The 25,435-nt window shown below is 63.6% G+C and carries 23 protein-coding genes; 9 read left to right on the top strand and 14 right to left on the bottom strand.

Going from position 1 to position 25,435, the window contains the following annotated elements:
* Positions 1–30: 30 nt before the first annotated feature.
* The 4 genes from ACOQPI_RS12985 (at position 31) to ACOQPI_RS12970 (ending at position 4,798) form a co-directional block, all read left to right on the top strand.
* Positions 31–1,191 (top strand): BMP family lipoprotein, encoded by a 1,161-nt coding sequence (locus ACOQPI_RS12985; RefSeq protein WP_420620047.1) that lies wholly within the window; start codon positions 31–33, stop codon positions 1,189–1,191.
* Positions 1,192–1,294: 103 nt separating this feature from the next.
* A complete protein-coding gene (locus tag ACOQPI_RS12980) occupies positions 1,295–2,749 on the top strand; it encodes an ABC transporter ATP-binding protein (protein WP_420620046.1) in 1,455 nt (484 codons plus the stop codon).
* Entirely contained in the window at positions 2,742–3,866 is a 1,125-nt protein-coding gene (locus ACOQPI_RS12975; RefSeq protein WP_420620045.1) for an ABC transporter permease, read from the top strand. Before ACOQPI_RS12980 ends, ACOQPI_RS12975 begins: the two co-directional genes overlap by 8 nt.
* Entirely contained in the window at positions 3,863–4,798 is a 936-nt protein-coding gene (locus ACOQPI_RS12970) for an ABC transporter permease (RefSeq protein WP_419846336.1), read from the top strand. Before ACOQPI_RS12975 ends, ACOQPI_RS12970 begins: the two co-directional genes overlap by 4 nt.
* Here ACOQPI_RS12970 and add read toward each other — a convergent pair.
* The 4 genes from add to ACOQPI_RS12950 form a co-directional block, all read right to left on the bottom strand.
* The gene (gene add / locus ACOQPI_RS12965) at positions 4,780–5,781 is read right to left on the bottom strand and encodes an adenosine deaminase (protein WP_420620044.1); all 1,002 of its coding nucleotides are present in this window, start codon (positions 5,779–5,781) and stop codon (positions 4,780–4,782) included. The genes ACOQPI_RS12970 and add overlap by 19 nt on opposite strands.
* 37 nt (positions 5,782–5,818) lie before the next feature.
* Complete coding sequence (locus ACOQPI_RS12960) at positions 5,819–7,057, bottom strand: acyl-CoA dehydrogenase family protein (protein WP_420620043.1); 1,239 nt, start codon at positions 7,055–7,057, stop codon at positions 5,819–5,821.
* Positions 7,058–7,141: 84 nt separating this feature from the next.
* Positions 7,142–8,962, bottom strand: a complete 1,821-nt coding sequence (locus ACOQPI_RS12955) for an adenine deaminase (protein WP_420621038.1) — start codon at positions 8,960–8,962, stop codon at positions 7,142–7,144.
* A 40-nt stretch (positions 8,963–9,002) separates the two neighbouring features.
* Complete coding sequence (locus ACOQPI_RS12950) at positions 9,003–10,772, bottom strand: adenine deaminase (RefSeq protein WP_420620042.1); 1,770 nt, start codon at positions 10,770–10,772, stop codon at positions 9,003–9,005.
* A 163-nt stretch (positions 10,773–10,935) separates the two neighbouring features.
* Here ACOQPI_RS12950 and ACOQPI_RS12945 point away from each other — a divergent pair, with 163 nt between their 5' ends.
* The gene (locus tag ACOQPI_RS12945; RefSeq protein ID WP_420620041.1) at positions 10,936–12,267 is read left to right on the top strand and encodes an amidohydrolase family protein; all 1,332 of its coding nucleotides are present in this window, start codon (positions 10,936–10,938) and stop codon (positions 12,265–12,267) included.
* Between the two features lie 28 nt (positions 12,268–12,295).
* Here ACOQPI_RS12945 and ACOQPI_RS12940 read toward each other — a convergent pair whose 3' ends face one another.
* From ACOQPI_RS12940 to ACOQPI_RS12915, 6 genes are all read right to left on the bottom strand, one after another.
* The gene (locus ACOQPI_RS12940) at positions 12,296–13,510 is read right to left on the bottom strand and encodes a cytochrome P450 (RefSeq protein WP_420621037.1); all 1,215 of its coding nucleotides are present in this window, start codon (positions 13,508–13,510) and stop codon (positions 12,296–12,298) included.
* 99 nt (positions 13,511–13,609) lie between these two features.
* The gene (locus ACOQPI_RS12935) at positions 13,610–14,503 is read right to left on the bottom strand and encodes an NAD-dependent epimerase/dehydratase family protein (protein ID WP_420620040.1); all 894 of its coding nucleotides are present in this window, start codon (positions 14,501–14,503) and stop codon (positions 13,610–13,612) included.
* Positions 14,504–14,597: 94 nt separating this feature from the next.
* On the bottom strand, positions 14,598–15,017 hold the full coding sequence (locus ACOQPI_RS12930) for a type II toxin-antitoxin system VapC family toxin (protein WP_420620039.1): 420 nt from the start codon (positions 15,015–15,017) through the stop codon (positions 14,598–14,600).
* Between the two features lie 3 nt (positions 15,018–15,020).
* Positions 15,021–15,269: a hypothetical protein gene (locus ACOQPI_RS12925; RefSeq protein WP_420620038.1), complete on the bottom strand. Its 249-nt coding sequence runs from the start codon at positions 15,267–15,269 to the stop codon at positions 15,021–15,023.
* A 70-nt stretch (positions 15,270–15,339) separates the two neighbouring features.
* Complete coding sequence (locus ACOQPI_RS12920) at positions 15,340–15,732, bottom strand: RidA family protein (protein ID WP_420620037.1); 393 nt, start codon at positions 15,730–15,732, stop codon at positions 15,340–15,342.
* Positions 15,733–15,798: 66 nt separating this feature from the next.
* Positions 15,799–17,253 (bottom strand): N-acyl-D-amino-acid deacylase family protein, encoded by a 1,455-nt coding sequence (locus ACOQPI_RS12915; protein WP_420620036.1) that lies wholly within the window; start codon positions 17,251–17,253, stop codon positions 15,799–15,801.
* A 179-nt stretch (positions 17,254–17,432) separates the two neighbouring features.
* Here ACOQPI_RS12915 and ACOQPI_RS12910 point away from each other — a divergent pair, with 179 nt between their 5' ends.
* From ACOQPI_RS12910 to ACOQPI_RS12895, 4 genes are all read left to right on the top strand, one after another.
* Positions 17,433–18,470: a sugar kinase gene (locus ACOQPI_RS12910; protein ID WP_420620035.1), complete on the top strand. Its 1,038-nt coding sequence runs from the start codon at positions 17,433–17,435 to the stop codon at positions 18,468–18,470.
* Complete coding sequence (locus tag ACOQPI_RS12905) at positions 18,467–19,123, top strand: bifunctional 4-hydroxy-2-oxoglutarate aldolase/2-dehydro-3-deoxy-phosphogluconate aldolase (RefSeq protein WP_420620034.1); 657 nt, start codon at positions 18,467–18,469, stop codon at positions 19,121–19,123. Before ACOQPI_RS12910 ends, ACOQPI_RS12905 begins: the two co-directional genes overlap by 4 nt.
* 139 nt (positions 19,124–19,262) lie before the next feature.
* The gene (locus ACOQPI_RS12900) at positions 19,263–20,420 is read left to right on the top strand and encodes an alanine racemase (protein WP_420620033.1); all 1,158 of its coding nucleotides are present in this window, start codon (positions 19,263–19,265) and stop codon (positions 20,418–20,420) included.
* An 86-nt stretch (positions 20,421–20,506) separates the two neighbouring features.
* Positions 20,507–21,274 carry an IclR family transcriptional regulator gene (locus ACOQPI_RS12895; RefSeq protein ID WP_420620032.1) on the top strand — a complete coding sequence of 256 codons (768 nt, stop codon included), beginning with the start codon at positions 20,507–20,509 and terminating at the stop codon, positions 21,272–21,274.
* Positions 21,275–21,312: 38 nt separating this feature from the next.
* Here ACOQPI_RS12895 and ACOQPI_RS12890 read toward each other — a convergent pair whose 3' ends face one another.
* The 4 genes from ACOQPI_RS12890 to ACOQPI_RS12875 are packed head-to-tail and all read right to left on the bottom strand — an operon-like array spanning position 21,313 to position 25,207.
* Positions 21,313–22,248, bottom strand: a complete 936-nt coding sequence (locus ACOQPI_RS12890; protein ID WP_420620031.1) for an SMP-30/gluconolactonase/LRE family protein — start codon at positions 22,246–22,248, stop codon at positions 21,313–21,315.
* A complete protein-coding gene (locus ACOQPI_RS12885) occupies positions 22,245–23,369 on the bottom strand; it encodes an ABC transporter ATP-binding protein (RefSeq protein ID WP_420620030.1) in 1,125 nt (374 codons plus the stop codon). Before ACOQPI_RS12885 ends, ACOQPI_RS12890 begins: the two co-directional genes overlap by 4 nt.
* A gap of 6 nt (positions 23,370–23,375) precedes the next feature.
* Positions 23,376–24,233, bottom strand: coding sequence for a carbohydrate ABC transporter permease (locus tag ACOQPI_RS12880; RefSeq protein ID WP_420620029.1), 858 nt, complete (start codon positions 24,231–24,233; stop codon positions 23,376–23,378).
* Positions 24,234–24,268: 35 nt separating this feature from the next.
* Positions 24,269–25,207 (bottom strand): carbohydrate ABC transporter permease, encoded by a 939-nt coding sequence (locus ACOQPI_RS12875; protein ID WP_420620028.1) that lies wholly within the window; start codon positions 25,205–25,207, stop codon positions 24,269–24,271.
* Positions 25,208–25,435: the final 228 nt, after the last annotated feature.

Raw genomic sequence — 25,435 nt, 5'->3', positions numbered from 1 at the left:
GGACCACGCCGTAGAGGAGGGGGTATTTCCGTGACACGTCGATCTTCGATCTTGTTCAAGCTTTTCGCGCTGCTGATGGTGTTTGGCCTGATTGCGGCAGGGTGCGGCAACGACGACGACTCGGACGCAGAGCCGGCACCAGAGCCGGCACCGACCGAGGCCGAACCAGAGCCGGAACCCGAACCCGAAGAGGAGCCCGAACCCGAGCCTGAAGACGACGGCGATGCCCTCAGGGTGGCCCTGTTGCTGCCCGGTGTCCGCAACGACAACTCCTTCAGCCAGGCGGCCTATGAGGGCCTGCGGGATGCCGTGGCCGAGGATGGCAACGTCGAGACCCAGGTTCTCGAGGAGATCATCGACCCGACCGACTCGTTACCGGCGCTCCGCGACTTCGCCAGCCAAGGATTCGACCTCATTTTGGGACACGGCATCGAGTACGTGGATCCGATTCAGCAGCTCTACGAGGAATTCCCCGACGTTGCCTTCTCCATGACCGGTGGCATTTTGGTTCCCGGATCCGTCACCTCGAGCAACGTGGTGGACTGGCTCTACAACATCCAGGACATGGCCTATCCCAACGGAATCTTGGCCGCAAAGGCCATAATTGGCGACACCATCGGGATCGTGGGCGGCCCCGAGTTCGACTTCGTCAAGGACATGCACCAGTCGTTCCGCGACGCGGCCTTGTCTGAGAACCCGGATCTGAACTTCCTCGAGGGCTTTGCCGGCTCGTTCATCGACGTGCAAGCCGCAGCCGAGGTGGCCCAGCAGCTCATCGACCAAGGCGCCGACTTCATCTATTGCTCCGGTGACGGAATTTGCATCGGCGCAGCCCAGACGGCGTCAGCAGCAGGTATTCCCATCGCGGTCGGATTCGGTTCGCAGGAGCAAACCGCGCCAGATGTCTATCTGTCGGCCACGGTGATTCGCCTCAAGGATCTATACTTGGACTTCTTCGATCAGGTACGCAACGGCACGTTCGGTACCCCCGACGGAGAGGTGCACACTTTCGGCGAAGAGGGGTACGCCTTCTATCCGGGCGGCATCTTCAACGCCCAGGTGGAGGTCTTGCCGGTCAACATGGCGGCAACGGTGGATACCGCAGTGGGGCTCGACGAGCTGCAAGCCACCCTCGACGAACTGGTTGCCCAAATCCAGGCCGGCGAGTTCTCAATCCCCTTCCCCGGCTAGACACTCGTTGAACTCAGAACCAGGCGCGGACCCGGCCACCGGTACGCCCCTCTCCATAAGGGGCGTTTCCCGGCGGTTCGGGTCCGTCCGGGTCTTGGAGGCCGTGGACTTCGACTTGGCGGCAGGAGAAATCCACGCGCTGGTGGGCGAGAACGGGGCGGGCAAGTCAACCCTGGCCAAAATCGTCGCCGGGGCGATACGGTCCGATGCTGGCTCGATGACCTTGTTCGGCCAGCCGTATCGACCGTCATCGCGCCGGGAGGGGGCGGCCGCCGGTGTCGCCCACGTTCGACAACAGCTTTCGCTGGTCCGGGGTCTCACCGTTGCCCAGAATCTGCAACTGGGAAGACCAGATGCTCCCGCAATCTTCAACGCGTCTGCAGCCCGGGCCGAGGTGGAGCGGTGGTCGGACGAGTTTGCGCTGAAGGTTCCGGCCGAGACGCTCGTCGACGACATGCCGCTGGCTGTCCGCCAGCAGGCTGAAATCCTCATCTCAGTGGCATGGGGAGCACGGCTGCTGATCCTTGACGAGCCCAGCTCCGCGCTGGGACCGCTTGAGACCACGGCTCTCATCGCGCTGTGCCACCGCCTCCGAGCTGAAGGCACCCCGATCATCTATATCTCCCACCGCTTGCCCGAGCTGGCCGAGTTGGCCGACCGGCTTACGGTGCTTAGGGGCGGCAAAGTGGTGGTGGAGGGTGCCGACGTGCGGGCTGCTGACCTTCGGGAGGTGGCCACGCTGATGATTGGCGACGTTTCGCTCCTTGAGGTCAATCGGCCTGAGATTGAGCGAGGGCCAACCCGACTGAGCGTGAGCAACCTCTCTGCCTCGTCTACCCAAGAGGTCGGCTGCCACGACCTCGAATTCGAGGTGGCCTCCGGTGAGATTCTCGGCGTGGTCGGCATCGCCGGAAATGGCCAGGAATCGCTGGCCAAGGCCCTCACCGGGCAAGTCAAACTAGACCACGGCCACGTTGTGGTCGACGGCAAGGACATCTCCGGATCAGCCCGACTGGCCATTGCCGCGGGGGTCGCGCACCTGCACGAGGACCGCTCCACCGGACTGGCCGCCGCGTTCTCGGTGGCCGACAACGCTACCGCCCGCCACGTGGGAAGCCGGAGATTCACCCGTTTTGGCTTCAGGCTGCCCGACAAGATCGCCCGCCACGCCCGGCAATTGGTCGAGCGATTCCAGGTCCGCCCCCCTGAGCCAGCGGCCAGAGCCAGCTCGCTCTCCGGAGGTAACCAGCAGAAGTTGATGGCCGCTCGTGAGCTCGAGAAGAACCCCGCTGTTTTGGTGGCCCATGGCCCCACCAAAGGACTCGACCCCGAAGCCGCCAAGACCATGCGCGATCGCTGCTTTGCCGCCGCCCAGGCGGGTGGAGCTGTCGTGGTGATCTCTGCCGACCTCGACGAAGTGTCCGACCTGGCTCACCGGGTCATCGTGCTCTACCGCGGGCGAGTAACCGATGCGTTCCCCATTGAAGACTTGACATCTGAGCGCCTGGGGGCGGCCATGGCCGGTCTGACCGAGACCACGGAGGCCGTCGGTGGCTGAGACCTTCATCGGCGGCAATGTGGGTGACGCACCGTCCGAACCCCTCGAAGACGAGGGGCGCAAACTCACCACGTCATTGTCGACAAGCTGCATAGCCGTCCTTATGGCCATTGTTCTTGGCGGGCTGATCATGCTCATGTCCGGCGAGAACCCGCTGACCGCCTACACCGCCATGGTGGACGGGGCGTTCGGTTCGGAGTTCGCCCTCGGTGAGACCCTCTCCCGGGCCGCACCGCTGGCCATCGTCGGGTACGGCACCGCAGTGGCGCTTCGCGCTGGCCTGATCACCATCGGCGCCCAAGGCCAGGTTGTCGCCGGCGCCATCGGAGCGCTGGTGACCGCCCAGTTATTCGAGAGCGGCCCTTCGGCTGTTGCCATTCCGGCTGCCGCACTCGGAGGCGCCTTGTTCGGTATGGCGTGGGTGTTGATCCCTGCGCTGCTGCGGGCCCACTTCAATGTGAACGAGATTCTCTCCACCCTGCTGTTCACCGAATTCGCCGCCTTGCTCATCGAATACCTCCTCAACAATCCCCTCAAACCCCCCACCGCGATCACGCCGCAGTCCGACCCCTACCCCGCCAACGGCGTTCTAGGACTGGTCATCGACGGGACCCGTTTCCATGCCGGGGTGTTCGTTGCAGTAGCCATCGGACTGCTCTTCGTGTGGTGGGTGCGCTCGGATCGTGGGTTCAGCTACGACTTGTACGGCGAGAACCCGAGCCTGGCCCAGAGTCTGGGCATCTCCGGCAACCGCGTCATCATCAACTCGCTTCTCATCTCCGGGGCAACCGCTGGCCTCGTCGGATGGATCCAAGCCGCCGGTCTTCTCCAGCGGGTCTACGTGCAGATCGCCTCAGACATCGGCTTCTTCGGCCTCGTCGTCGCCTTCCTCGGGGGCGCTACCCCAGGCGGGGTCTTGGTGGCCGCCCTCCTGTTCGGGGCCCTTCAGTCCGGTGGCCTGGCCATGCAATCCTCTGAGGGCATCCCGGCCTCGCTATCGGACATTATCCAGGCGCTTCTGCTGCTCGGGTTCTCCATTCGTTATGCGCCCCAGATCATCCGCCTCACTCGCGGGGTCATGGCCAACTTCACCCTCATCGGGAAGAGACGGACATGAGCCAGCTTCTGGAAGCCACGTTTTGGAGCGCCACCGTGGCCGGCGGACTGCGGCTGGCCACCCCGTTGATCTACGCATCGATCGGCGAGACGTTCGCCCAGCGAGCCGGGGTGCTGAATCTGGGCCTCGAGGGATACATGATCATCGGTGCTTTGACCTCCCTTTATGTCGCCGATCCAACCGCGGCCCCACTCGGCTTTCTGGTGGGAGGTCTGGCTGGAATGGGATTGGCGTTCATCATGGTCTTGCTCTCGATTCGCCTCTTTGCCAACCAAGTTGTGGTCGGGTTCGGGCTAACCATCCTCGGAATAGGCACCACGGGATATATCTTCCACGTCACCACCGACGTCGGGGGACGAGACCGCCAGGTCTCCCTGCCATCGGAAATCGACATCCCGCTCCTGTCCGACATCCCGTGGCTCGGCGATGCCGTCTTCGGCCACAGCTGGTACACGTGGCTCTCGCTGGCGCTGGTGCTGGTAGCGGGATTCGTGGCGTCGCGCACCATCTTCGGACTCGAGGTCAAAGCTGTTGGGGAGGATCCTGACGCCGCCGCCGCCAAGGGTGTCGACGTCCTGCGCATCCGCACCCAGGCCACGCTGATCTCCGGGTTCCTCGGCGGTTTGGGCGGCGCGGCCCTGATGCTGGGCAGCGTGGGCCGGTTCCAGCCCTACCTCACCGCCAACCGCGGGTTCATCGCCCTGATCGTGATCATCATGGCCAGTTGGAGCATCTGGGGGGCCGCGGTGGGCGCATTCGTCTTCGGATTCTTCGAAGCGCTGGGCTTCAACCTCAACAACGTGTTTGTGGACGTGCCCATTGAAGGTCTCAACGCCATACCGTTCTTCGTGGCCCTAGTGATCCTTACCGTGAGCGCGCGATGGGCCCGTATGCCCCGAGGGCTGGGCGAGAACTACGTTCCCACGGTCTGATCGACCAAGGCCCTGAGCGCCTGCCTGTCGGCATCGGAGCAAAAGGCGGCATCGATGGCTCGGTGCTGGGCAGCGACGAGATCGCCCAGACTCCAACCCAGGTAGTCGGCGGCCAGCTGAATCTCACTGCACAGCGAGATTCCCAGCGTCTCGGGGTCGTCGGTGTTGATGGTGAAGCGCACCCCCGCGGCGGCCAACTCTCTGATCGGATGGTCATCCAGGCTGGAGTAAAGCAGGGTGCAGTTGGACGTCAGGCAGACATTCAGCGTGATGTCCCTCTTGAGGACCATGGCCAACACCTCAGGATCCTCGATGCAGCGAACCCCGTGATCGACGCGGCTCACGCCAAGCAGTTCGACGGCATCGCGAACGCCTTCGGCCCCTGAAGACTCGCCGGCGTGGGCGGTGCGCCCCAGCCCGATTCGGGCCGCGTCGGCATAGGCGGGAGCAAATCGAGGACCGGTGCGCCCGGCGGCCTCTTCGTTGCCGTCGATGGAGAGGCCGACGATTCGAGGCAGTCCTGCTCCCGCGATCCACTCCACCAGCTGTCGGGCTTCCTGTTCGGATTGCTGGCGGAGTATCGACGGCAGCAAGCGGAAGTCGCCCAGTCCGTCGGCCTGGGCCCGATCGAATCCCCGAGCGCAGGCGGTGAAGAGTTCGCCCGTGGCCAGCCCCGACCAGTGGGTGGGGTTCACGATGACCTCCGCGTACACCATGCCTTGGTCATGGGCGTAGGCGGCGAAGTCATAGGCCACCTGCTCGGCGGTGGGCTCGTCACGCACGAGGCCGCAAACCCAGTCGAGCGTCTCCAAGAAGTCGGCCAGATTGTCCACCTCGAAGAGGCGGTCCACCGGCCGGGGCGGCTCCTCACCGACGACGCCAGCCAGTTCGGCCACTCGGCTGGGGCGGAACGTGCCCTCCAGGTGGATGTGGAGCTCGATCTTGGGGACAGCGCGAACCTGCTCCGCACTGAGCGCCGTCATCGGAGTACGCCCACGCTCTAGCTCAACCTGACAATCGTCATGTGTAGATACCGGGGGGAGGATCCCAACCGGTGAGGACGTGGCGGCCGATCTCGGCGTGCTTCCACTCCACCGGATCGTGCAGCGAGAGCGTGCGGACGTTTCTCCACCATCGGTCGAATCCCAGAGGACGCCGCACCGAGCGGGTGCCCATGAGCCCGAAGATGCCCTGCGCCGCGGCCAAACCGGCCCGGTCGGCGGCCGAGCGGGCGGCATAGATCGGGATGGCCAGATCGGTGCGGCTTATCTCCCCCCTCTCGAAGGCGTCAATCAGGCTCCCGCAGCGCATGGTCAGCTCATGGGCGGCGGCTAAGTCGGCCACCAACTCCCCCGTCGTCCTCTGCACCATGGGATCGTCGGCCGCATTGTCCACCTCGGCTGAGGGCCACGGACGGCTGTGCTCGTTGACGAACGGCACGGCGGCCTGAAGCGCGCCGATGCCTATCCCGATGTTCACCGCCGCGAATCCAGCCTCGAACCGGACCCCCGAATGGGGCAATGGTGCCCGCCCAGGGATGCTGGCATTCCACTCGGCGCCCACATGGACGTTCTCGAAGCTGATGGACCCGGAATCGGTGGCCCGCTGCCCGAGCGTGTCCCAGTCGCGATGGACCGTCATGCCTGGGGTGTCCTTGGCCACCAGGTTCAACTGGAGCGCGAAGAACGGTTTCTCAGGGGTGAACCGTTCGGGGTTGACGCCCCACACCGCCACGTAATCGGCCTCGGCAGAACCGGTGGTATAGATCTTCTGGCCGCTGATCACATGACTGCCGTCTTCTTGCTCAAGGGCCACTGTGGTGAACGGATCGGCCACTGTGCGCCCAGCCTCGGCCACAGCCAGGCCCAGCATGGCGTTCTCCTCGAGGATCAGCGCCGCGAGGTGGGGCTTCAGATCGTCAGAGCAGTAGCCGAAGATCTCCCGCACCAGCTCGTCGTGGACCTTGTAGACCTGGGCCACCGAGGAGTCGGCCACTGCTAGGCGAACCTGGGCGTGGAGGCTGGCTGAGTGCGATGCCCCGATACCGCCGAATCCTGCCGGCACAGCGAGTCCGAGAATCCCGCAGCCCTTGAGGGCCTCGACGGCTCGGGTGGGATACCGGCCCTCGTCATCGTGTTCAGTCGCCAGAGGCGCCACCACGTCGGCGATCACATCGTCCAGCGTCTCCAGGGCCTGCTCCTCGCCGTCGTCGAGCACCGGAGGGGCAATCGCCGATCCCAACAGCCGTGCCAGTGTCATCGTTTTCTCCTCAATCGCCAATCAGTTGGATTCATCGTGTCACTTCCCCGCTATCGCGCCTCATCCACAGCGCCTGCCCCACCTTCATGCCTTATCTCTCATGGGCGTGCTGGCATGAACGTGCTGGGGGCACCGACAACACAGCAGCACGGGAATGAACGACTGGGTGAAGGTGTCGATGAGACCCTTCTCGGTGAGGCCGTAGTCGGGAACACCGGCCAAGCCAACGAAGGCCAGGATCATGTAGGGCGATGCAATCTCACAGCCCAGCGACGCCGCGGCCTGGTTGGCCTCGACCGACTCGTCGTACACCTGCTCCCACGGCTGGTCGCTCATTATGCCCCCCAGCGGGAGCGGGACCGTGGCCAACACCTCGCCGTCGGCCACGCAGACGTATCCACCGCCGATCTGTTGGAGGGTGCGGGCCGCGTGGGCCAAGTCTTCATCGCTGGTGCCCACCACCACCAGATTCTGGTTCTCGCAGTTGCTGGTGATGCCCAGAGCGCCACGGGTGAGCCCGAACCCCCGCACGAACCCTGTCGCCCGGGTGTCCGTTCCGTGGTGGCGGTCGACCACTGTGATCTTGGCAATGTCGATGGCGGGATCGGGGGTCACATTGCCGTCCACTACCGGGAGTTCGGCCTCGATGGCCCGCTTGAAATAGCCGTCGTACATCTCCATGGCTCGGACTACCGCCACCTCGTCGGGCGCAGCGTCGGCTTCCACCCGGAACATGTCGGGTCCGAAATCGCCCGGCAGGTGGACAGTGTTGCGAACCCAGTCCGGCATGGTGTCGAGATTGTCAAAGACAGCCTCGCCGTCTCGGCCGGCGACCTCTCCCCCCACGATGACCAGTGACGGACGCACTTCGGCCAGATCATCGAGGATCATCACATCGGCCAACCGGCTGGGGGTGAGCGAGCCGAGCAGGTGATCGAGCCGGTAGTACTGGGCCGCGTTGAGCGAGGCCATCCGGTAGGCCTCCATGGCCGGGACCCCCTCGGCGATGGCACTGCGCACGTGGTAGTCGATGTGACCTTCGTCCCGGAGGTCTTCCACGTGGCGGTCGTCGGCGCAAAAGCTCATGTAGTCGAACCCGCCGGCCACGGCATCAACGTCTTCGAACACCAACGGCACGTTGTCGTTCATCGATCCCGACATCACCGTGATCATCACCCCGAGGCGGAGCCGGTCGATCACCTCTGCGGTGTTGAACGCATTGTGGTCGTCGCTGACCCCGCCGGCCAGATAGGCCCACAGCGGCTCATCGGCAATACGGGCGGTGTGTCCGGTGAGCCTGCGACCCGCGGCAATGGCGGTGTGGGCCTTGCGGGCGGCCGAAATGTCGAGGTCGAAGGGGTTGCTCTCACCCAATGTGGCCACGTTTGCCGCCGTGAGGCGTTCCAGTACGTCTTCTTCGGGCATCACCGCTCCGCCCAATTCGAGAGCGGGCACCCGGGGAATCTTGTGGGAGATCTGCTGGAAGATGCGCATCGGCGTGGCCGTAGAGGCCATGGCGTCGGCACCCCGAGTCCCGACCACGTTGGCCAGGCAGTTGGGGTCGGCCAACACGGTGGTGGTGCCCCGAGGCACCACCAATCGGGCCAACTCTCCCGGCGTGAGCATGGTGTATTCGATGTGGAGATGGACGTCGATGAACGTCGGCGCCACAAACTGGCCCGAAGCATCAACCTCGACGGTGGCCTCCAGTCGTCCGGGAGGGGTCACCGCGGCAATGTGCTCCCCAACGATCAGCACGTCCCGCTCGATGAGCTCGCGGTTGTGGAGCGCCAGCACCGTTCCGCCCCGAATGGCCAGGTCGGCCGGCTGATCGCCCCGGGCTGCGGCTTGAAGCCGCATGATCTGTTCGGGACTGGGAGCGAGGTCGGCGCCGATGAACGTCATGCTCACCAAATTTCGTATTCGGGAACGACAGGCAACCGGCTCACGTCAACACGAGGTCGTCGACGAGCTGGCTTAATGTGCCGTCCACCACACCGATGTCGGTCACATGCGGTCCCGTCAGGCAGGCCAGGCTCATCAGCATGACCGAGAACAGCGGCTGGGTGAGCGGCCCGGGCGGCAAGCCGATGGCTTGGGCCGCGGCGCCGACCTCTGACTGAAGCCGAGCAACGTCGGAAGCCGGCAACGGCGACAAGATCCCCGCCACGGGGAGCTCCAGGATCGAGACGACCTCACCGTTCTGGACCACTGCCACTCCTCCCCTGGTGGCGATCACCGCGTTGGCCGCCACCGCCATGTCGGAGGGATCACGCCCGAATACCGAGAGGTTGTGCGTGTCGTGGCTGATCGTGGTGGCTACCGCGCCCGTCCAGTGGCCCCAGCCACCGAGCAGCCCGGCAACCGGCATGGCCGGAACTCGGCCGTGGCGGTGTACGACCACGTTCAGCAAGTAGCCATCGGGAATGGTTACCACCTCGTCGGCCACCTCGACCTCGGTCTCGCCCCACTCTGTCATCACCACGCCCTCAACGGTCCTCATGCGGTGACGTCCATCCGGAACACCGGGCAGGCGGAAGATGAAGTCGTCGGCGGTCATCGTCGACAGTTGGATGGTGTCGAGCGGCGGGTTCGACGGCGCCTCGACAACCGGTTTGAGCATCGCACCTCCATGGGCCACATGGCAGCCGTCGAAGAACACATCTTCCACCGCCACTTCTTCCAAGGAGGACAGCACCGCAATGTCGGCCCGGCGCCCTGCGGCCACCATGCCCAAGTCGGTGCGCTGGAGTCGATAGGCGGCGTTGTAGGTGGCGATTCTCAGGGCTCGCACCGGTGCCAAGCCGTAGCGGATCAAGCGACGCAGGAGATCGTCGATGCCGCCTTCTTCCAGCAGCGTGGCGGCGAACAGATCGTCAGTGGCGGCGATGAGGTGGGTGGGGAACTCCGGCAGTTTGGCCAGCTCCTCCACCAGGAGCGGCAGCACGAAGTCGAAGGCGCCCCGCAGTTCGACGGTCATGCCGGCCCGGAGCTTTTCCATGGCGTCCACGTGGGCGAACACCTCGTGGTCGGAGAAGATGCCCGCGCTGAGATAGGCCTGAAGGGCGGGCCCGGTCAGGCCGGCGGCGTGGCCGCTGACCAGCTTGCCGCTCTCGTGGCCGGCCGACACGATGTCGACCATGCGGGCGTCGCGGCCCAACACTCCGCCCATGTCCATGACCTCGGCCAGGCCGCCCACTTCGTCCCAGGAGAGCATCTCGGCGATGTCGGCCGCATGGAGGTCGTGGCCCGAAAGCTCCAACCCCGGCAGGGGCGGTACGCACGAGGGGGCTTGAACCACGAACCGGACCGGAAGCTCCCGGCTGGCGTCCACGGCGTAGCGAACCCCTTCGACCCCGGCGATGTTGGCCAGCTCGTGCGGGTCGATGAACACGGTGGTGGTGCCCCGAGGACAGATTGCGGCCGCGTACTGACCGGGAGTGAGCATTGAGCTCTCGAAATGAACGTGCATGTCGATGAACCCGGGGGCGATGTACCGGTCGGTGCAGTCAAACGAGTCGGCGGAATCGGTGCGCGACCCCGTCGGGTGGATGCTGGCCACAACCGGGCCGACGATGCCGACATCGGCCTCGCGCAGCTCCCCCGTTCCGACATCCACCACCGTTCCGCCCGTCAGGATCAGATCGAAGGCCTCGTTGCCGAGCGCAGCGGCAACTGCTCGAGCCCGAACCTCTTCCTCCAGGTGGCTGTGCATAGATAGACGCTAGCCCCTAGCCACCGCCGCAGGTTGTGGAATGGCCAGCAATGGGCCACAGGCAAACTCGGTGTAAAGAAACCACTACCGTGACCCGCAGATGCGGCTCTGAAAGGCAGGCATGGTGACCAGTTTCTTGTTGCGCGGTGGAACGGTGCTTCCGATGGAGGGTTCGAAGGCCGTCTTCGATCCGGGATCAGTCTTGGTGATCGACGGCAAGATCGAACTGGTGGGCCGCGTAGCCGATGTCGATCAGCACCCCGCCGCCTCCGACGTCGAGGTGGTCGATGTCACCGGGCACGCGGTAGTCCCCGGCTTTCACAACTGCCATCTGCATTCGGGACTGCTGAGGGGTACGGCGGAGTCGCTGGCCCTCTGGGAGTGGCTGGAAGACCACATCGACCCGGCCCACCGGGCGCTCACGCCGGAGATCGCCGAGGCGGCCTCATGGATGGCCTATACCGAGGGGCTGCGGGGCGGCACCGTTTCGGTGCTCGACATGTGGCGGTACATGGAGGGCTCCGCCCGGGCCGCCGAAGCCATCGGCATCCGGGCCACTCTGGCTCCCTATACCGCTGATCTGTACGACTATTTCGAGACCCTGGAGACCAATCGGAGGCTGCTTGAGACCCACCGGGTGGCCGCCGACGGCCGGGTGCGGACCTGGGTGGGCCTGGAGCACATCTTCTACTGCTCGCCCGACATGTTCCGGGGAGCGGCCGCGCTGGCCGAGGAGTTCGACACCGGCATCCACACCCATTCCTCGGAGTCGATCTGGGAGGTGCAGGAGTGCCTGCGCCAGTTCGGCCGTCGCCCCATCGAGGAGTTCTACAACCGGGGTATTCTGGGACCCCAGAGCGTTGTCGCCCACGGGGTGTGGCTCGACGACCGGGAAGTTCAGTTGATGGTGCAAACCGGCACCAGCGTCACCCATTGCCCCTGTTCCAACATGAAGCTGTCGTCGGGTCCGGCCCGGATCGGTTTCTATCGCCAGCAGGGTATGACAGTGGCCTTGGGCACCGACGGTGAGAAGGAGAACAACAACCTCGACATGCTCGAGGAGATGAAGTTCGCATCGCTGCTCCAGAAGGTGAGCACCCTCGATCCCACCACCGGCGACCCCTGGGACATCCTCGACATGGCCACGCTGTCGGGCGCTCGGGCACTCGGCCTCGACGAAGTGACCGGCTCCCTGGAAACCGGCAAGGACGCCGACATCGTCACCGTCAACCTGGGCGGGCTGCACTTCGTGCCGGTCATGCACGGCGACGACTTCAACATCGCAGCCCACTTGGTGTTCACCGCGTCATCCCACGACGTGGCCAATGTGTGGGTGCAAGGGCGGCAACTGGTGGTCGACGGCGAAGTGACCTCGGTCGACGTCGCCCAGGTTGCCGGGCAGGCCCAAGCCGCCGCCGAGGAGCTGTTCGAGCGGCGCCGTCAGCTCAAAGGCACCACCCCCAGCCCCGCGACCACGCTGGGAAAGAACGAGTAGCGCAGCTTGTGCCGGTAGGGCTGGTTTCTTAGCCCCCTGTCGGAGTGAAGGTGAGCGGCATGGTCTTGGGGGCTCGGGTGAACACACCCTCAGGGGTGGGGGGCATGCCGTCGAACTCGACGTCGTCCATGGCGTCGAGCAGTTGATTGGTGGCGATGTCTACTTCGGTCTTGGCCAGCATGGCGCCGATGCAGAAGTGCCGGCCCAGGCAGAACCCGGTGTGGTTGGCCGCCCCGGAGAACGCCTTGGACACGTCGAGGTCTTCGCGGAAGATGTCGAAGGTGTCGGGATCGGCGTAGCGGCGGGGGTCGCGGTTGGCCCCGGCGATGAGGCAGGTCACCGTGGAGCCGGCCGGGATGGTCACGCCGTGCATCTCCACATCGGTTTCAGGCTGGCGCATGATCATCTGCACCGGCGGCGAGTGCCGCAGCGTCTCGGCGAAGGCGTTGTCGATGAGGCTGCGGTCGTCGCGGACCGCCTGGAGCTGGTCGGGGTTGGCGATCAGGTTCATCATCATGTTGGCCATCGCCTTGTCGGTGGTCTCTCCCCCGGCCACCAACAGCAGCGACACGAACGCCTTGATCTCCAGGTCGGTCATCTGCTCACCGTCGATGATGGCAGTACACAGGGTGCTGAGCAGGTCGTCGCCTGGGTTGGCCCGACGCTTGGCGATGATCGGCATCATGTAGGCCTCGAGCTCCTCTTTGGTCTGGAGCCCCTGGGCCATAACTTCCTCATCACCGGTGAGGTTGCTGAGGAACATCATGATCGAGTGGTACCACTTCTGGAACCGCTCATGGTCCGACTTGTCGAGCCCCAGCATGTCGACGATCACGTTGATTGGGAAGCGGATGGAGAACTGGTCGACCAGATCGACCTTGCCGTCGTGGCGGAAGCCGTCGATGAGGTCTCGGGCGTTGGCCGCTATGACCGGGACGAACTTGGCGGTGAGCTCGCTACCCCGGAATGCAGGCGCAATCAAGTTCCGATGGGCTGAATGGTCGCGCCCCTCCATCTGGAGGATGGTCCGGCCGTGGACGGGCTCCAGTTGCCACTCATAGTTCTTAGAGGTGAACGCCTTGTCTTTGAAGGCCCGCTCCACGTCGTCGTAGCGCGAGAGCAGCCAGGCTTCGGTGGCCTCGTGGTACACCACCGGGTATTCCTCCCGCAGAACCTCCAGAACGGCATTCGGGTCCTCAAGAAACGTCGGCGACAGGATGTCGGGTTCGATAGCAGCCACAATTCCCCCTTTGACATTGCGCTCAATTAGGCGCTCCCGCAGGGTAGTTCCAGCAATCGGCGCCCACAATCGGCCCCGGAAACCGGCTCCGCAGGCCCCTGATCAGGCGGGGTTGTTGAAAACCAGGCGGCGGATGCCGTCTTGCCAGCTCACCAGGCGGTCGGGGCGCAGGGCCTCGATGCGGCTGGTGTCCATAACCGTGCTGGGTATGGCGTTTTCGGACTCGACGATTTGGGGCGGGCCGCAGCCGTCGATCTCGGCCATGAACTCGCACCACTCGGCCACCGAAACCAACCCGGGGCTGGCCCAGTTGAGCGTGGTGGCCGGCACCGAAGCCTGGTCCAAAAGCACGGGGATGTCGGCGGCGATGTCCTCGTCGTGGTTGAGGTTGTAGCGGGCCCCATCGGGGTGGACTTCGATGGCCATGCCCGCCCGTATCATCAGTAGGTGGAACAGCGGCCAGCCGTTGGTGTCGCCGTAAGGCACATTCAACCGGGCGATCACCGTGGGCAGGTTGAACTCCCGGGCCGCGAACCGGGCCACCGACTCCGACGCGATCTTGGAGATTGAATACGTCGGCATCATGTGGGCGTGATGGTTGCCGTGGGGGCTGTCCTCGGTGAACGGCTCGCCGCCGCTGGGCTGATAGACCGCGCCCGAAGAGCAGTGGAGGAATGCCTGTGCGTCACGGAAGTGGCTCATCAGGTGGCCGGTGGCCTCCGAGCACACCGCCAAGTCGGTCTTCCAGTCGCCGGTCTTGATCACCGCCAGATTCACCACCGCATCCACGTCGCGGGGAATCTCCGAGAAGTCGGCGTTCACGAAGTCGACAGCGATGCACTCCACTCCCCCGGCCTCAAGATCAGCCCGGGCATCAGGGTCTGAGAACCGGGCCAGCGCGATCACCCGATTGTCGACGGCCAGGGTCTTGCACAGAGGCGGCCCCACCATCCCCGTCGGCCCCGTCACCACAATGGTCTTGTTCCGCAACTCCACAATGAGCTCCTTTGCAGCTTGATGGGCTCAAACTAATGCCAGCCCCTAGTGGGCGACACCCCAAGAAGCGGAGCATGCCGCGGATCGGCAGTTCTCACGGAGCGACAGAGAAGGCTTGGCGGCGTCCGGGGCCGAACCGGTAGACGCGGAGATCATTGTCGAGCGAGATCGCATAGTGGATCCCAAGTCGTTCCATGATCGCCCAGCTTGTGCGATCCGAAAGCGAAAAGTCCTGGTCGGCAAATGCAACCCCAATAGCGGCGGCGGCTTCGAGGTCGGCCAGACCCGATACTTCAATCCTGGCGATGCCGTTTCGGATGGTGTTGACGAGCTTTTCGGCTGTATGGAAGTTGTGCCGGTAGCGCATTACCGCCCAAGTTTCGTGAAGTACATGATCACTGGTGACCAAGCGTCCCTGCCGGATGCGGAGTGCCTCGGCTACAGCTTTGTGAGAAGCCTCGGCACCATCGGCCATCGCCACCCATGCCGAGGTGTCCACATAGGAGGACTCCATCCTCTAGCCGGACTCTTCGGAACTCAGCCAGTGGGCTGCCTCCGCAGCGATCTCATTTCCATCTCGGGCCATATCAAATGGCGAGCCGCTGACCATGCCGCAAATGGCTTCGATATCTCCTTGGGGAGTGGGGGTCTCCAGTTCCTTCTCGAGCAAGCGGCGGGCAAACTCCGCAAAACTGATGCCCAATTCCGCAGCGCGCTGTTTGGCCTTAGCATGAATCTGGTCTGGGATGGTGATGACCGTTCTCATTGGATGATATCATAGCATCACCGATAGGTCGGTACAGGGCTGAACCGACGATCAATCGCGTCCACAGATTTCAAGCCGGATCAGACAGTGCGACGATCGCGTCGATCTCAACCAGCATCTCAGGCTTTGGAAGCCCAGTTTGAACCGTCGTTCGAGCCGGATACGGATGATCGAAGAACTCTGCAAAAACGGCGTTCATGGCGGTGAAGTTCTCCATGTCAGTGAGGTAGACACACACCCGCACGGCCTCTCTGAGCGTCGCGCCGCTGGCTTGTGCGACGGCTTCCAGGTTTTGGAGTGTCTGCCGTGTCTGGCTTGCGATGTCTTCACCCGCGAGTGCGCCCTCCGCGTCGTATGGCCCCTGCCCCGACAAGAAGGCGAACCCCTGCGAGGCGATTGCTGCCGAATAGGGGCCCGAGGCTTCTGGCACGGCCGCGCTGGCTATGGCGTGTCGAGTGGTCATTGTCAATCCTTTCTTAGTTGGACCGGGTGTTGACCTCCGAGTCTCAACCCCTTGCAGAGCCTGGGTTTAGCGTTCTTCGCGTGCCAGGACCCGACCTGCTCGCACACCGGTAAGGGCAGCGTCTGACAGCGCTTGTTTCCCGTTGACGAGAACGTGGCGAACGCCCACTGGGTCGGCACGTGAGGAGTAAGTTCCACAGTCCGCAATCGTGGTCGGGTCGAAAACGACGATGTCGGCCGCGTAGCCGGGTCGCAGCAGGCCGCGGCCCACTAGGCCGTACCGAATTGCCGGCCTGGACGTCATCTTCTCGATCGCCGCGCTTTGCGATAACACCCCCTTTTCTCTGCTGTAGCGGCCGAGAACTCGGGGGAACGTGCCTTGCAAACGCGGATGGGGCACTCCTTTCTGCTGGGGTATCCCGTCGCTTCCGATCATCGCCGCTGGATGGGACAGCGCCTCCAACATGTCGTCTTCGTGAATCTCGAAGATGACGCACAGCGTCTTGTCGGCATTCGGGGCTGTGACGAGACGGCGGGTGACACTGCGCAGTGAGACACCCTCGTCGCTCGCGATGTCGGCAAGTCGCCGCCCTTCGAAGTGGGGGTAGTCATGACACTGAATTATCTGGACCAATCGAGCCCTGGTCACGTCGATGTCATCGGGAGGAAAATAGGTCGCCAATGGCCCTGACCCTGCGGTGTAGGGGTACACATCGAAGGCGACGTCGATCCCGTCGGCTCGGGCTCTGCCAATCTGGTCGAGCGCGGCGCCGAGGCTGCCCCAATTGTGCTCCCCGATGACCTTGAGATGAGAGATCTGGAGCGATGCGCCGGTTTCTCGAGACACGGAGGTGACTTCGGCAATGGCATTGAGGAGGCCATCCGATTCATCGCGCAGGTGGGTGCTGTGTATACCGCCGTAGTCGGACACGGTCGCAACGATTCGTGTCAGTGCTGCCGTTGATGTGTGCCGACCAGGGCGGTAGATGAGGCCCGTGGACACGCCCAACGCTCCATGGTCCATCGCCCTCTGGATGTCGTCGCACACAGCCGCGAGGCCCCGAGCACTAGGTTCGGCGCTATCGATCCCCAGAAGAAGCCGCTGAACGGTGTTGTGGCCGACGAAGCAAGCTGAGTTTGTGCCAATGCCGTGACCGGTCAGCACTTCCCGGTACTCCCGGTATGTCCGCCAGCAGCCATCGACCGACAAGAAGTCTGGCGAAGGCCGCCCAGGTACATGGGGGAACGCACTGAATCCGCAGCTGCCGCAGATGACCGTCGTTACACCCTGCTTGATCTTCGATCCGTTGTCGGGGTTGCAGTGGAGTTCCATGTCATCGTGGGTGTGCGCGTCGACGAAGCCGGGGGCGGCGACCAGTCCCTCGGCATCAATCTCGGCCCGCGACGCACCCACTGTTCCCACCGCAGCAATGTGACCGCCATCGATGGCGATGTCTCCCTCAAACGATTGCCCTCCGGAGCCGTCCTCAATGAGTACTCCCCGAATGGCGAGGTCGTACACGTCACCACCCTCGCGACGGCGGCTTTGGGACTGAATTCCTCCGGTTGGCCGCCACATGGGTTCCCACTCGAATATTCCCTTCTTCCCAATACGTGCAATATCCGCACTCGTTATGTGACTATTGCACTTCAGGCTAGCATCATGAGAGTCCACACGAGTACCGCTACCCCGAGGAGCCCATGATGAACCACTCGGCCGACGAGCCGAGCGACCGCAGACCCTTCCCAGACATTGTTGCCTTGGGGGAGTCAATGCTGACCATACGGCCCCACCCGAACAGAGCGGCCTTCGAATGGGAGGTAAGCGGCGCGGAGTCCAACGTTGCGCGCTACAGCGCGGCTCTCGGTATGCAAGCCGCGTGGGTCAGCCAGCTAGGCACTGACCTTGCTGGGGACCTCGTGCTCTCGACCATCGAGAGCGCAGGCGTCGACGTAAGCGGGGTACGCCGGCTTTCCGATCGCCAGACCGGGCTCATGCTCAAGGAGGTCACCGCAGACGAGCGGCGAGTCCGCTACTACCGGGCCGGCTCCGCAGCAGCGGCAATGGGGCCGACGACCAGGCCCGAGCTCAGCCAGAGGCCGAGAGTCCTCCACCTGACTGGGATCACTCTGGGCTTGTCCAACTCCTGCAACAAACTTGTCCGATCCCTGATCGGAGATCCATCCCGGTCAGCGCTCGTATCCTTTGACATCAACTGGCGCCCTTCAATCTGGGAGAGAGGAGATCCTCCGAAAGCGCTGCGGGAGGCCGCAAACCGATGCGACATCGTCTTCGTCGGACTTGACGAAGCCGATGACCTCTGGGGTGCCACCACAGCCGCCGATGTCCGCACCCTGCTTCCCCGACCCAAGACGGTTGTCGTCAAGGACGCCGACAACGGCGCTTATGCCGACCGGCGCGGCAGAACGCACTTCGTTCCCGCGCTCAACGGCACCGTCGTGGAGCCGATCGGCGCCGGGGATGCGTTTGCAGCCGGATTCATCGTCGGGGTGCTCCGATACGACGACAACATCGAAGCCGCCCTGCGGCTCGGGCACATCACAGCCATGAGCGCACTTTCCCAGCACAGCGACGTGGGCCCCATTGCCGATGATGCCACGATAGAACGCCTGCTCGACTTATCACCCGAGGACTGGCTCTCGGCAAACCTGGTCTTAGCTGACACCACCAACAGCACCCAGCAGCCGCCGGGACTGCCCCCGAACACGACCACATGAGGCAAGCTGCTAAGGCACAACAGAGCACCACAACTGAGGTGTCGTACTTTCAGGCCCACCTCCGCCGCTGCCCGGTCATCGCGATTCTGCGAGGACTCCCACCCGCCGCTGCGGCGACCACCGCCCAAACGTTGTGGGACGTCGGAGTCGACCTAATCGAGGTCACCGTGCAAGATGACGACGGACTCCGGACACTTGAGTTCGTCGCCAAGATCGCGGCTGAGAACGACCGGCCCTTGGGCGCAGGCAGCGTCACCTCAGTTGCCGACCTCCATCGAGTCATCGGCCTCGGTGCTGCATTTGCCATCTCTCCCGGCCTTGATATTGAACTCGTAGGCCAGGCCACAGAGTCGGGCATCCCCTACCTGCCGGCAGTGGCGACACCCACCGAAGTTCAGCTGGCGCAGACTCATGGCGTCTCGGAGCTGAAGCTGTTTCCTGCCCGGGAGGTCGGAGGGACCCGCTTCCTCGCGGCCATGTCGGGGCCCTTTCCCGGTGTTTCGTTCATCCCTACCGGGGGCGTAACCATCGCAGAGATCGAGCGGTACCTTGACGCAGGTGCCCTTGGGATTGGACTCGGCACCGAGCTTGTCCAACCCAAGGGTGTCGACTTGCTGAGAAAATGGCTCACCGAGAGACGGGAATCCCAGTGATGATGACTAAAGGGCTGCTTCGATCGAGTACAAGCACCGGGTTCCGCGCCAATGAGTCGGAATCCCCACGATGACAGAGCAGCTTCGACCCAGCTCCAAGGCGATCCCCACCGACCTAGTCGGGGCAGCGACAGATGCCTTGATCGGTCGCAACGTCTTCGATGGAACGTTTTTGTCCCCTCTCATCATTGCCCGTACCACCGCGATTGAACACAACCTTGCAACGATGCGCGAATTCTGCCTCGCAAACCGGGTCGAACTGGCACCGCATGGCAAGACCACCATGGCTCCCAGCCTGATCTCCCGCCAGATCGCGCACGGCGCATGGGGGATAACCATCGCCAACGCTGTCCAAGCACGGACCCTTTTCGACTTCGGCCTACAACGCCTGCTCATCGCCAACCAACTAGTCAACGAGCCCGCTATCGACTGGGCCCTCGAAGCCTCAACCCGCGGCCTCGAACTCTATTGCTTCGTCGACTCGCACACCGGCCTCTCTCGACTCAATCGCAACAGCGCTGGGCACGTATCAGTTCTCGTGGAAATCGGCGATCGCGGCGGCCGAGGCGGCGTGCGCAACATCGACGAGGCGATTGCGCTGGCAGAAGAGGCGAGGGCTTTGAAGACGGTGCGCTTTGCCGGGGTCGCCGGGTACGAGGGCGTGTTCCTCTCCGCCCACGATCATGGCGACCGCCGTCATGTGCAGGACTATCTGCGGCTTCTCGCCCATTCGTTCGAGAGGATAGCCGCCCTCGGACTTTACGACCCGGAAACTCCCCCGATCCTCACAGCGGGCGGAAGTGCCTGTTTCGATGATGTTGTCGACATCTGTGGCCCGGTGGCCGATGCCCACCATGGCGAGCTCGTTCTGCGCAGCGGCTGCTACGTCACCCACGACAGCGGGTTCTACAACAAGATTTCCCCGCTCCGAGACCATGCCGAACTGGCCCCGTTCCGACCGGCGCTCGAAGCTATCGCCCAGGTCATTTCACGCCCTGAGCCAACACTTGCCCTGCTTGATCTCGGGAAGAGGGACGTGTCGTTCGACCAGGGACTCCCGGTGCCGCTGTGGCGATACCAGCAGACTCGACGCACCCCCGCCCCTGACTCCTGGCGAGTCTCCAACCTCATGGACCAACACGCTTATTTGACCGTCGAAGCCTCAGATGCGCTAGCCGTCGGCGATTTCATCTCGCTTGGGATCAGCCACCCGTGTACAACGTTCGACAAGTGGAAGCACATTCCCGAAGTAGATGACAATGGGACGGTCGTCGCCGTGATCTCAACCGAGTTCTAACCCGAAACGTTGCTCACCCTATACCCCGGCCAACCCGAGCCGCCCCCTCGCCCGGCATCCAACCCCTATAATCGAGCGGAGGCGCGATGAGCCAGACTGTGCAACGAGCCATCCAAGTACTGGGCCAGATCGCCGAGAGGCCATCGTCGATCGAACAGATCGCTTCGTTCATGGGGACCCATCGCAGCACTGCCTTGCGGACACTCCAAGTGCTCGAGGCCGAGCAGATGGTGGTACGAGACAGCCACAACGTGTTCCGCCTCGGTCGCCGCGTTATTAGCCTTGCCAATGCGGCGTTGGAGAACATCGATCTCCGCTCGGTCGCTGCGCCGTTTCTCACCGACCTCAGCCATGATGTCGAGCACACGATCCATCTCGCCATGCTCGAGGGCGACACCGTTGTCTATATCGACAAGCGCGAAGCCAAACAGACCGTCCGCATGTACTCCCGTATCGGCAACACAGCACCACTCCACTGCACAGGCGTCGCCAAAGCCATCGTCGCGTTTCTTCCACCCGAGGACCAAGAGCGCATTGCGTCGACCATCGACTACGTCGCCCACACCGAGAACACCATCACGAGCACCGGCGAGTATCTCTCAGACCTTCAGGCCACTATTGAGCGCGGCTACGCGATCGACCATCTCGAGCACGAGCCGTGGGTCAACTGCATCGCCGCGCCGGTATTCGAGGCATCCGGTCAGGTCATCGGATCGGTCTCGATCACCACCACGACTCTGTCCTGCGACTACAACACCCTGCTTTCCATGGTGCCGCAGCTCTTCAAGGCCAGCTTTGGCATCTCCCGGGAATTCGGGTGGACCGGCAACAGCCCCAACAGCGACGAGGTGTGATTCAAACCGACGCATACTCCCTCCCGGTACGCGCTTGATCACACCGCGGGACTGCTCTCGATCAAGCGCAGCCAGTGCTCGTATGAGGGTGATTCGCTGGCCGACGGGCAGAACTGGATCGTGGCTCCTTGGCAGGGCGCCCGCTGCGCGATGAGCTGATCGGTGTCGTCGAGCGTCACGAACAGTGTGCCCATATCCGGCCCTCCGAAGCACAGGTTGGTTGGGTCGCGGCCCGGCACCGCAATCGGATCGAGTTGGGTGCCGTCAGGCGCAAACACGCGGACACACCCAGCGCCGTAGTGGGCCACATACAGGTTGCCGCGCCCATCAAGCGCCATACCGTCAGGGCCTTGCACTGCGACGCCAGCCTGAAGAGGCAGATCCGCGAAGAGCTCCGCTCCGCCTAGTTGCCCTTCGGCAAGTCGCCGGTGGCGCCACAAGCGGCTCGTGCGCGTCTCCGCGTACACCAGCTCCTCTGGCGTGGCCACGATCCCATTTGGGAACGCCAAACCAGATGCGACCTGTTCGGGAATTGCCGTTCCCGCATACAGGACATACACCCCGCCGACGGCGTTGTCGAGATCCGAACCCCACGGATCGGTGAACCAGAGATTTCCCTCGCGATCGAAACTGAGGTCGTTCGGCCCGTTCGGTGATCGCAGGTACACCGACAGCGATCCTTGATCGGTCGCCCGCAGGATCGCCCGGTGCCCCTCGTCGGTGATGTAGAGGCAGCCGTCGGGTCCGAATGCCAGCGCCGCTGGTATCCCCTCCACGCTACCGGCCGAGGTGTTGAACAGCCGCCGCGTGTCGCCCGGGTGATCGGGGTGCGTCGCCACGATGTCACCGCCGGAGACCCTCGAGTCGCTGTCGCGGCTGAAGCTGCAAACATTCAGTGTCCAGCCGCCCGGCCCGAGAGTAGGCCCTTCCGGAGCACTCACACCTTCCGCGATGACCACCGATGCGCTGCTCATCGCTCTCGCTGGCCAACCGAAGCACCACAGATCCGCACCCCGGCCTCATCGAAGACGTGGATCGCGCCGGGAGCAGCGTCGACGTGAACGATGTCGCCAGGCCGCACCTCAGTATCAGCCTCGGCCCGCACCATCGCCGATGCGCCGTCTCCGAGGTCGACCTCCAGGTAGCTGTCGCTTCCGAGGTAGTCGCTTCGTCTCGCCTCGCCGAAAAAGCACGCTGACCCCGAGGTAGTCGCCCGCAGCGCGCTTGGCCGCAGGCCCACCGTGACCGTGGCCCCCGGCTCCAAAACGACGGCAGCGTCGAGAGCGAGGGTCGCGTCAGCGATCCGAAGAGCGCCATCGTCGCTCACCGTCAGCGAGTGGAGTGGCATGCGCGGACTCCCGATGAACTGAGCCACAAACGTGTTCGCTGGAGCGGTGTACAGCTCGTGGGGCTGTCCAATCTGCTGGATCCGGCCCGCGTTGATGACCACCACCCGATCGGCCATAGTCATGGCCTCGATCTGGTCGTGGGTGACGTACAACGTCGCCTTTTTTATGCGGGCATGCACATCCAAGAGGCTCGTCCGCATGTCGGCGCGCAACAACGCGTCGAGGTTGGAGAGCGGCTCGTCCATGAGAAACACTGCTGGTTGGCGAACTATCGCTCGAGCCAGGGCAACCCGCTGCCGCTGCCCGCCGCTCAACTGCGCAGGTTTTCGGCCAAGGTACGGCGTCAAGTCAACGATGTCGGCTGCCTCGGCGGTGCGCTCATCGATGACCGCGCGCCTGAGTCGGGGCTGCCGGCTCATTTTGAGCGGAAACGCGATGTTCTCTCGTACCGTCATGTGGGGATACAGCGCGTAGTTCTGGAAGACCATAGCCACGTTGCGGTCTCGGGGCCTGACGTAGTTGACGAGTTCGCCCGCGACGTGGATCTCGCCGTGGCTGGATTCCTCAAGGCCTGCGATCATTTTCAGGATGGTGCTCTTGCCGCACCCGGAGGGGCCCAGGAGGACAACGAATTCGCCTTCGGCGACCTGTAAGTCGAATGGCTGGAGCACCTCGACGGCGCCGTAGGACTTCGCGACTTGGATGAGGCTCACGGCAACGTCGGACGGGGACGACAAGGCGGGCATTTCTTCCTATTCCTTGAGTGCGCCGGAGAGATCGTTGACCACGAATGCCTTCTGAACCAGCAGGAACACAAGTGTGATGGGGATGGCGGCCAACAACATGGCTGCCGAGAGCAGACCCCAGTCCTGCAAGAACGCGCTCTGGAGGCCAGAGATGCCAACTGCGAGCACCTGCCGCTCGGAGTCCTGCACTGCGATGAGGGGCCAGATGAACGACGTGTACTGCAACATGAACGTGAACATCCCCAACACCACCAGTCCAGGGCGGATCAGCGGCAAGACGATTTTGCGGTAGATGGTGAACTCAGAAGCGCCGTCAAGGCGAGCTGCGTCCTCCAAGTTGTCGGGGATCCCGACGATGAAACTGCGAGCCATGAAGATGCCGAGGGGGTTCGCCAGCGGCGGCAGGATCAGAGCCCAATAGGTGTTCAAGAGTCCCAGATAGCGGACCACGAAGAACAGCGGGATGATCAACGCCGAAATGGGAATCGCCACCGACAGCAGGAACAGCAGCGCGACACCACGCCTGCCGGTGAACTCCATCTTCGCCAACGCGTAGCCCGCCATAGTGTCGAACCACAGCTTCAACACGGTCACAGCGCCCGCGACGAAGAGCGTGTTGAAGGTCCACCACACGAAAGGGTGGTCTGCGAACAGCGATTCGAAGTTGCCCCAATAGATCGGCGACGGGATCCAGTCTGGCGGGTAGCTGAACAGCGACGTCGTTTCCTTCAGCGAGGTGGATACGACATACAGGAACGGCACGAGCGCGATCGCGACCCCAACGAGCAGAATCACGTATGACAATGCGATCGCCGGTCGCGACGCTGGCAGCCCCGAGCGAGCCGCACTGACGGCGGATTCCACCTCGCGTGTCTCGCCCTCGTAAGTCCTCGGCGTCGTCACTTGCGGTCTCGCAGCAGGAACGTCTGAAGCCCGGTGAGGACCAGAACAGTGATGACCAGCAGGAAGGACAGCGTCGCGCCAAAACCGATGTCGCCAAACAAGAACAGGCTCCGATAGATGTAGAGCGACACTGAGATCGTGCTGTTGACCGGGCCTCCATCGGTGAGCGCGAAAACGGAGTCGAAGAGCTGGAGGTTGACGATCGTCGCAAAGATGACCGCGAAGTAGAAGGTCGGCCGCAGCAAGGGAAGCGTCAGCCGCAGGAACCGCCGTATCGCTCCGGCCCCGTCGATCTCCGCAGCGTGGTAGAGCTCGCTGGGCAGAGCCGTCAAACCAGCGAGGAACATCATCGTCCAGAACCCGGTTCCCCGCCACACCTCGATCCCGGCAATCGTGGGGAGCGCGAGCGACGTGTCGCCCAGGAAGTTGATCGGGTTGCCGCCAAGCCCCCGAATGGCATAGTTGATCACCCCGAAGTCGGGGTGCAGCACGAACGCAAAGATGAACGCAGCCACTACGGCTGGTTGGAGAGTCGGCAAGTACAGGGCAACGCGGATCGGAGCACTGCCGCGGGAGATCGTGCGCAATGCCAATGCCAAGACCATGGCGATGATGAACACGGCCGGGATCGCCATCGCGCTGTAGACCACCGTGTTGCGGATGCTTGTTCTAGCCAACGGGTCAGCGAACGTGTCTCGCCAGTTGTCGAGGCCAACGAACTCAGCAGGACCAAGCACGCCTCCGGTCCTGAACGTGGACACGAAGAGCCACACAACTGGAATGAGGAGAAACGCGATAAACGCCAGCAGATTCGGTCCCAAAAAGGCGTAGGCGGTGAGCGTTGTACGCCGTCGGTACCGTCTCCGCAGCCGGCGGTGCTCCTCGGGGGAAAGGGTGAGCTGCGTGCTGCTCAAGCCGGTGTCGACGTCAGCCATCGCGTGCTGCCTCCCCTCGCATTGAAGTTAGCCAAAGCCAAGCAACGGGCCCCGAGCCACTGTGGTGCTTGCCTGGATGCTCCCCGCCTCTCACTGAAGACAGCCAACACCGAAAAAGGGAGGTTCTGGCGCCCCAAATCCCACCTGCCTGGGGCGCCAGAACTCCTGAAGGGTTCGCACGTGGCCGCTGCAATGCCCTCCGAGGGGAGGGGAATGTCCTGGAGGCCG

Origin of the sequence: Candidatus Poriferisocius sp. (assembly GCF_965219815.1) — a bacterium.
GTDB lineage: Bacteria > Actinomycetota > Acidimicrobiia > Acidimicrobiales > Bin134 > Poriferisocius.
The sequence above is the reverse complement of the archived record's forward strand: the minus strand, read 5'-3'. Positions and strand labels throughout refer to the sequence as shown.

Excerpts from the sequence above, each read along its gene's own strand:
- ACOQPI_RS12960 (WP_420620043.1), bottom strand. The coding sequence starts at position 7,057 with ATGACACTGGCACGGCTGTTGGGATCGGCGATTGCCCCTCCGGTGCTC.
- ACOQPI_RS12925 (WP_420620038.1), bottom strand. The coding sequence starts at position 15,269 with ATGAGAACGGTCATCACCATCCCAGACCAGATTCATGCTAAGGCCAAA.
- add (WP_420620044.1), bottom strand. The coding sequence starts at position 5,781 with ATGACGGCGCTCAGTGCGGAGCAGGTTCGCGCTGTCCCCAAGATCGAG.
- ACOQPI_RS12955 (WP_420621038.1), bottom strand. The coding sequence starts at position 8,962 with ATGACGTTCATCGGCGCCGACCTCGCTCCCAGTCCCGAACAGATCATG.
- ACOQPI_RS12905 (WP_420620034.1), top strand. The coding sequence starts at position 18,467 with ATGAGGCAAGCTGCTAAGGCACAACAGAGCACCACAACTGAGGTGTCG.
- ACOQPI_RS12970 (WP_419846336.1), top strand. The coding sequence starts at position 3,863 with ATGAGCCAGCTTCTGGAAGCCACGTTTTGGAGCGCCACCGTGGCCGGC.
- ACOQPI_RS12950 (WP_420620042.1), bottom strand. The coding sequence starts at position 10,772 with ATGCACAGCCACCTGGAGGAAGAGGTTCGGGCTCGAGCAGTTGCCGCT.
- ACOQPI_RS12885 (WP_420620030.1), bottom strand. The coding sequence starts at position 23,369 with ATGCCCGCCTTGTCGTCCCCGTCCGACGTTGCCGTGAGCCTCATCCAA.
- ACOQPI_RS12895 (WP_420620032.1), top strand. The coding sequence starts at position 20,507 with ATGAGCCAGACTGTGCAACGAGCCATCCAAGTACTGGGCCAGATCGCC.
- ACOQPI_RS12945 (WP_420620041.1), top strand. The coding sequence starts at position 10,936 with ATGGAGGGTTCGAAGGCCGTCTTCGATCCGGGATCAGTCTTGGTGATC.
- ACOQPI_RS12875 (WP_420620028.1), bottom strand. The coding sequence starts at position 25,207 with ATGGCTGACGTCGACACCGGCTTGAGCAGCACGCAGCTCACCCTTTCC.
- ACOQPI_RS12890 (WP_420620031.1), bottom strand. The coding sequence starts at position 22,248 with ATGAGCAGCGCATCGGTGGTCATCGCGGAAGGTGTGAGTGCTCCGGAA.
- ACOQPI_RS12910 (WP_420620035.1), top strand. The coding sequence starts at position 17,433 with ATGATGAACCACTCGGCCGACGAGCCGAGCGACCGCAGACCCTTCCCA.
- ACOQPI_RS12930 (WP_420620039.1), bottom strand. The coding sequence starts at position 15,017 with ATGGAGTCCTCCTATGTGGACACCTCGGCATGGGTGGCGATGGCCGAT.
- ACOQPI_RS12920 (WP_420620037.1), bottom strand. The coding sequence starts at position 15,732 with ATGACCACTCGACACGCCATAGCCAGCGCGGCCGTGCCAGAAGCCTCG.